The sequence below is a fragment of the Clostridia bacterium genome, assembly GCA_017620395.1.
In the GTDB taxonomy this organism is placed as follows: domain Bacteria; phylum Bacillota; class Clostridia; order Oscillospirales; family RGIG8002; genus RGIG8002.
On the sequence record JAFZQJ010000005.1, the window covers coordinates 1 to 5691 of the forward strand.

The 5691-nt window shown below is 65.6% G+C and carries 9 protein-coding genes; all 9 read right to left on the bottom strand.

Annotation, left to right across the window (positions count from 1 at the left end):
- Positions 1-293: 293 nt before the first annotated feature.
- Positions 294-1034: a hypothetical protein gene (locus tag J5441_00770; GenBank protein MBO4933691.1), complete on the bottom strand. Its 741-nt coding sequence runs from the start codon at positions 1032-1034 to the stop codon at positions 294-296.
- A gap of 59 nt (positions 1035-1093) precedes the next feature.
- On the bottom strand, positions 1094-1297 hold the full coding sequence (locus J5441_00775) for a hypothetical protein (protein MBO4933692.1): 204 nt from the start codon (positions 1295-1297) through the stop codon (positions 1094-1096).
- A gap of 11 nt (positions 1298-1308) precedes the next feature.
- Positions 1309-2823 carry a hypothetical protein gene (locus tag J5441_00780; GenBank protein ID MBO4933693.1) on the bottom strand — a complete coding sequence of 505 codons (1515 nt, stop codon included), beginning with the start codon at positions 2821-2823 and terminating at the stop codon, positions 1309-1311.
- 1 nt (position 2824) lies between these two features.
- On the bottom strand, positions 2825-3181 hold the full coding sequence (locus J5441_00785) for a hypothetical protein (GenBank protein ID MBO4933694.1): 357 nt from the start codon (positions 3179-3181) through the stop codon (positions 2825-2827).
- A 333-nt stretch (positions 3182-3514) separates the two neighbouring features.
- Complete coding sequence (locus tag J5441_00790; protein MBO4933695.1) at positions 3515-3706, bottom strand: hypothetical protein; 192 nt, start codon at positions 3704-3706, stop codon at positions 3515-3517.
- Positions 3706-3894: a hypothetical protein gene (locus J5441_00795; GenBank protein MBO4933696.1), complete on the bottom strand. Its 189-nt coding sequence runs from the start codon at positions 3892-3894 to the stop codon at positions 3706-3708. The genes J5441_00790 and J5441_00795 overlap by 1 nt, the downstream gene beginning before the upstream one ends.
- Positions 3891-4718, bottom strand: coding sequence for an N-acetylmuramoyl-L-alanine amidase (locus tag J5441_00800; GenBank protein MBO4933697.1), 828 nt, complete (start codon positions 4716-4718; stop codon positions 3891-3893). The genes J5441_00795 and J5441_00800 overlap by 4 nt, the downstream gene beginning before the upstream one ends.
- Positions 4719-4769: 51 nt before the next feature.
- Positions 4770-5135 carry a hypothetical protein gene (locus J5441_00805; GenBank protein MBO4933698.1) on the bottom strand — a complete coding sequence of 122 codons (366 nt, stop codon included), beginning with the start codon at positions 5133-5135 and terminating at the stop codon, positions 4770-4772.
- Positions 5132-5691 (bottom strand): hypothetical protein (locus J5441_00810; protein MBO4933699.1); only part of this gene is annotated, 560 nt, incomplete at its 5' end. The genes J5441_00810 and J5441_00805, both read right to left, overlap by 4 nt.

Below are 5691 nucleotides of genomic sequence, written 5' to 3' on the forward strand. Positions count from 1 at the left end.
AGCTTGAGGCGTACGTGCATACGCCGAGAAGGATGAGAATCTAACAGCGGTGATATTCGGCGCTTTTTACGTGTGCGTGTGGCGGCGCCAACGCCTCCCCTGTGCAAGGGGAGGTGGCAGGCGCGACCGCAGGGAGCGACTGACGGAGGGGTTGTGCAATCAAGCGCTCGCTTTGAGGAAGCTGACAACCCCTCAGTCTCGCCCTGCTTCGCAGGTCTCGACAGCTCCCCTTGCACAGGGGAGGCGTTGGCGCCGCCAAACGCACACGTAAAAAGCGCCGAAAATCACCGCTTTTATATTCTCATCCTTCTCGGCTTATGCACGTACGCCTCAAGCTGCTCTATCGGCCTTGCGGACGCGCCGGAGGTGCCGACGGGCGCGGGGAAAACCCCCGCGTTGCCGATACGCGGCGTGCGCGGAGCCGACGGAGCCGTTTCCGTCTTCGCGGGCGCGGAAGGGGCGGCGGGCGCGGATGAAGGCGAAGCCGCTCCGCTTCCGCCTGCGCCTACGCCCTTCGCGGCGGCCTGCGCGGCGCGGAGCGCGGCGTTCGCCTCGGAGACGGCGGCGTTGCGGCGCTTGATCTCGAGGTTCGCCTGCTCGACCGCGCGGTCGTTCTCCTCCTGCCAGAGCTTATAACCCGCCTCGACGCCGTCAAGCCAGCGTTCGTAGGCGGTTTTTTCATCCCCCTTCAGGGCGTTGAGCTCGGCGAGGCGGGCGTCGTAGGCGAGCTCCCACAGCTCCGGTATCTTATCCGCGAGCTTGGAGTCGTAGTAGCTTTTCGCCTGCTGCGCGGCGGCGTAGGCGTAGCTGCTGGGCATGCCTCCGACTCCGGAGGCGGCGTCGCCGTAAGCGTCGAGCGCGGCGTTTCTCCCTTCGCCCGTGAACTGCCTCGCATACGCGAGGTAGAGCGGGTCGGAGGCGTAGTCGTAACCGTCGCGCACCTCGTCAAGCCGCTGCTGAGCCGCAGCGACACGCCCCGCGTAGGCGTTCTGATACGGCGCGTAGTATTTGTCGATCCATTCATCTATTGTCATGATTTCGTTTCGCTCCTCGTTTCTTCATTATTGGTTTTCACCGGAACCGGCGCGGCGCGTCAGTTCCAGCTTCCTCCGTCCAGCGTCAGCCCGCCGGCAACGGCTGTGCGGTCGGTGTCGATCTCGATGACGTTGTCGCTGTCCAGCGTCGTCAGCGTGTATTCGAGCTGCTCCTGCAGCGCGCGGACGTAGTTGGCGACCGCGCGGACGGCTCGTTCGGTATCCATGCCGTCAAGGCTTCCGAGCTTCTGAGTGAATATCATCGCGCCGCCCCCTATTCGAGATACTCGCGGATGATGCCTTTGATAAGGCACTTTCCGCTGCCGGAAAGGCTCACCTTCAGCGAGCCGCCGGTGAAGAACGGGAGCGGCAGCTCGTAGCGGCAGTCCTCGTCCGCACGGCGCAGGTAGACCGACTCGCGGCCGCCGCCGTTGTCGGCGGTGACCTTGACGGAGGCGCCCTCCGCGAGCCATATCTTCAGCAACACGCGCAGGTAGCGGCGCGTTCCCGCGTCCTCGACGAAGGGGACGAGCGACGCGCTCCAGCCGCCGACGACGTCGTCGCCGCCGAGCTCGTAAAGCTTGCCTTCGCCGGTCAGGTACCATACCGATCCCTCGAACGCCGCGAGCGCGAAGACGTCCTTCTCGCCGTCGCAGAGCCAGATCCCGCGCCGCAGGTCGTAGGTGAAAAGCCTGCGCGCGCCGCCCTCCGTCGCGGCGACGTAATACGTGCCGCCCAGGGAAACGCCGACCGCGTCCGCGCCGAGGCGGCCGGTCTTCTGCGAGAGGTACTCCGGCTCGCCGCCGTTGTAGGCGTAGACCCCGTCGGCTCCGTTGTAGACGACGTTATCGTTGACGACGAGCGCGCTGCCGCCGCTGCCGGCTTCGCAGCCGGTCACGCGGGAGACGGTCAGACGGAAGTTCGACGGCTTCGAGCCGTAGAGCTTGTGGATGCAGTTCTCCTTCAGAAACGCGACGTAGGACGGGCAGGAGGCGATCCCCGTGAAGGGACCGTCGGTGCCGACGTCGGCGAAGTAGCTCGCCTGCGCGTGGGAGGTGTCGTAGGCGGTGAAGTTCGTCGGGTCGCCGAGCCAGGAGGCGTAAACGCGGTTGCCCGCCGCGCCCCAGAGGCGGTTGTCGTGCTCGCAGACGAAGTCGAGGTCGGGCAGCAGGCGGCTGACCGTCACCTCGCCCGAGGCGGACGACTGCGGCGTGAACGCGGCTCCGCTGAAGGTCAGCGTGCCGCCGTCGACCTCGCTCACTATCGCGGAAACGCGGTTGCATTCCGCCAGCCCCGAGCCGGAAAGCACGACTCCGTCGTTGACCTTGAAACCGAACCCGACTCCGTCCGTTCGCGTGAGCGCGCCGTCGGTCAGGACGAAGCCCGTGAAGGTCTCGACGCGTTCGAGCGAGCCGCTTTCGCCCGCCGACGGGCGGTAGTATTTCTTATCCGGGAAAACGCAGAGCGCTCCGGAGATGAACGCGAACTGCTTTTTCGTTTCCGTCAGGCCGGTCATCACGCGAGTGGCGACGCTGCCGTCGAACTCCCATAGGTCGGTATCGGCGGCGACGTAGAGCTTCCCGTTCGCCGCGGTCATGCCGTGCGGAACGCCGAAGGTGTGCGCGATGCGGTCGGAGTAGCGCGGGCTGAGGTACGGCGCCCGCTCGGCGGTGAGTCCGGCGCAGTCGGTCAGCTCGCCCTCTTTCGCGAGGTCTGTGCGGTTCAGACCGCCGAAGTACGCGGTCTGCCGCGTCTTTTTATTTTCTCTGTAAGGGAGCTTCGGGAGCATATCACAACCTCACGTTTCTGAAGCCCCCGGAGTCGAGGGCGTAGTTTTTCGCCGACTGCCGCTTGAAAGCGTCGAGCAGCTTCTCGAAGGCGGCCGCCGAGTTGAAGTAGCGCGCCGTCTCGCCGGAGGCGAGGTCGAGCTGCGCGGCGCACCAGAGGACGTAGAGCTCGCCGTAGGGCGCGGCGGCGGAAAGCTCCGCGTCCGCGTCCTCAGGCCAGGTCAGCGCACGGGGCTGAGCGCCCAGCACTTCGGCGCGGAGGCGCCCGTCGAGCGCGATGATCCACGCTGCCTTCGTCTCAGCGGAGGCGGCGTTCGGCCGCAGCCCGTCGACCGCGGCGATGGTAGTGTTTATGGTCATGGGTGTTTCTCCTTTATATCTGCCGCCGAAGGCGGCAATATCACTGCGCCGCAGGCGCAATATCACTGACGCGAAGCGTCAATATCACTATGGCGAAGCCATAATATCACTGCCGCCGCAGGCGGCGCACCGGCTCCCCTGTGCAAGGGGAGCTGTCATTTTTGCGGAGCAAAAATGACTGAGGGGTTGTCGCCGCCGCAGGCGGCGCATCCTGTCATTCCGAGGAGGAGGCAGCGCCTCCGACGAGGAATCCCCTTCCTTATGCAGACGGCTGCGAAAGGTGTGGGATCCCTCGGGCTTCGCCCTCGGGATGACAGCGGTGACGCGTCGGCGTCATCTCGTCAGCAGCAGCACTATCAGGCTTACCACTCCGGCGATCACCGCGCCGGCGATGATGCGTGTTATCTGCAGCAGACTGTCAAGCCGCGTTTCTATGCGGGCGAAGCGCACGTTGCCGTCGGCGAGGCGGCGGTCGATCTCGGCGCGGTGCCGTCTGCATTCGGCATGCGTTACGTATTCGTTCATTAAAATCCGTCTTTCTTTGTGGGATTATTCAGCACGCCGAAGCTCACGAACGCCTGCAAAACGCCCGCGACGGCGGCGTTGACCGCCTCCGACTGCGCGACGGAAACGGCGCCCGCCGCGACGAGCAGCGAAAGCGCCTGCGCCGCGAGCGACGACCAGAAGACCCACGATTTCAGTCTGTTCCTCATTTCGCGCCTCCCGCCGCGCCGACCTGCGCGGCGTCCACCCAGCCCCAGACGTTGCTGGAGGTGCCGATGAGATGGTAGGGGTGCGGACGCCCCTCCGCGATCTTCGTCAGACGCGCCTTGCCGGGCGTGCGGGTGCCTCCGGTGGGCTTGACCGCGTCGGAGGAGACGAAGTGAGCGCCGCCGCTGAACTCCACGAGGTCGCCGACGGCGAAGCGCGGACGCTCCGGCGTTTCCTCTTTCGCGGCCGCGGCGTTCGCGGGCTTGCCGAAGACGGCGCAGACCGCGCCGCATATCGCGGAGGCGATGTGCTCGGGATCCCAGCGCGAGAGGTCGGACGGGTTATCGCAGAAGAGCGATTCGACGATGACCGTGTTGCGCTTCCCGTTGCCGCGGATGACGCCGTAGTAGTCGGCGTTGTGAGCGCCGTTCCACTTGACCGAGGGCTTGCCGCCGTTGCGGCGGCGCGTGCCGATCGAGTCGGAGACGGCGTCGAGAATGAGCTGGGCGGCCTGCGCGGCCTTCGGCGCGGCGGAGTCCGCGAAGACGGACTTGATGACGCTCGTGCCGTTCGCGCCCTTTCCGTAGGCGTTGTGATGTATCGAAAGCATCAGGTCGCAGTTGTTATTCGCGCCGCATCTGCCGCGGTCGACGACGCCGGAAGCGTCGTTGCCGATCGAAACGACGGAATGCCCCGCCGCGGTGAGCAGCTGCGCGAGCCGCTTCGACACGGCCTGATTGAGTTCGTTTTCGGTGCGTCCGTCGGCGCATCTCGCGCCGCGGTCGCCGACCGCGTTGTGTCCGCAGTCGATTACGATTTTTGACATGTGTTTTCTCCTTATATCTGCCGCCGCAGGCGGCAATACCACTGCGCCGTTTTATACTCCGGTCACGCCTATGACGGTGACGCCGGATTTGAGCTTCTGCGGCGTAAGGCCGATCGCGGAGGCGAGGTCGCTCCAGCTCAGCCAGATGCCGAAGCCGCCCGCGGAGCCGTTCAGGTAGTACCCGGTCTGCGGCAGTTCGACCGCCAGCACCTCAGGGCCTTCCAGCGACTCCGCCGAGTTCGTGAATACCGGGTCGGCGTTCTGCGGATATATCCCGCCGTAGACCACGTCTCCGTTGCGGTCGACCGACTGATACCCGGCGAGTATCTGATCCCCGCCCGCCGTAATGCCGGAAAGGTCGGGCCCTCCTCCGGAGCCGCCGGACGTTCTCCACGGGATCAAAGAATAAGCGCTCATTTTATCACTCCGATCTTTATAGGCAGGTTGACGGACGGTTTATCTCCGTACGCCTTCGCGGCGACGCCTCCGGAAACGCAGGTGAAGCGCAGACACGCGTCGCACGCCTCCCCGTACTGCTCGTCCGTCGCGGTCTCCGCCGCGCCGACGACGACGTGCGAATACGCCGTCACGGCGGCGCAGGAAACGGTCTGTGTGAAGGGCGCGTGCGACCCGCTCCAGCCGGAGGCGAGAAGCGTTCCGGAGTATTCTCCGAAACGCTCCGCCCGCACCGCCTCAAAAAGCGAATCCAGCGCGGTCGCGACGGTGATCTCGTCGCCTTCCTCGTCGTAGGTTACGTCGGAGGCGTCCACCTCCTGCACGTCGGGCAGGTCGGTTATCTCCGACTTCGTGTGCGTGTGCGACGCGGCGGCCTTGCCGGAGAGCGCGGAAACGAGCCCCGTTACGTCGCTCTGCGCGTGCGCGTGCGCGAAATCGGTTACCTCCGACTTCGTGTGCGTGTGCGACGCGGCGGCCTTGCCTTCGATCGCGGAGGCGAGCTGCTCGGCGACGGAGC

Excerpts from the sequence above, each read along its gene's own strand:
- J5441_00795 (MBO4933696.1), bottom strand. The coding sequence starts at position 3,894 with ATGAGGAACAGACTGAAATCGTGGGTCTTCTGGTCGTCGCTCGCGGCG.
- J5441_00780 (MBO4933693.1), bottom strand. The coding sequence starts at position 2,823 with ATGCTCCCGAAGCTCCCTTACAGAGAAAATAAAAAGACGCGGCAGACC.
- J5441_00785 (MBO4933694.1), bottom strand. The coding sequence starts at position 3,181 with ATGACCATAAACACTACCATCGCCGCGGTCGACGGGCTGCGGCCGAAC.
- J5441_00770 (MBO4933691.1), bottom strand. The coding sequence starts at position 1,034 with ATGACAATAGATGAATGGATCGACAAATACTACGCGCCGTATCAGAAC.
- J5441_00800 (MBO4933697.1), bottom strand. The coding sequence starts at position 4,718 with ATGTCAAAAATCGTAATCGACTGCGGACACAACGCGGTCGGCGACCGC.
- J5441_00775 (MBO4933692.1), bottom strand. The coding sequence starts at position 1,297 with ATGATATTCACTCAGAAGCTCGGAAGCCTTGACGGCATGGATACCGAA.
- J5441_00805 (MBO4933698.1), bottom strand. The coding sequence starts at position 5,135 with ATGAGCGCTTATTCTTTGATCCCGTGGAGAACGTCCGGCGGCTCCGGA.
- J5441_00790 (MBO4933695.1), bottom strand. The coding sequence starts at position 3,706 with ATGAACGAATACGTAACGCATGCCGAATGCAGACGGCACCGCGCCGAG.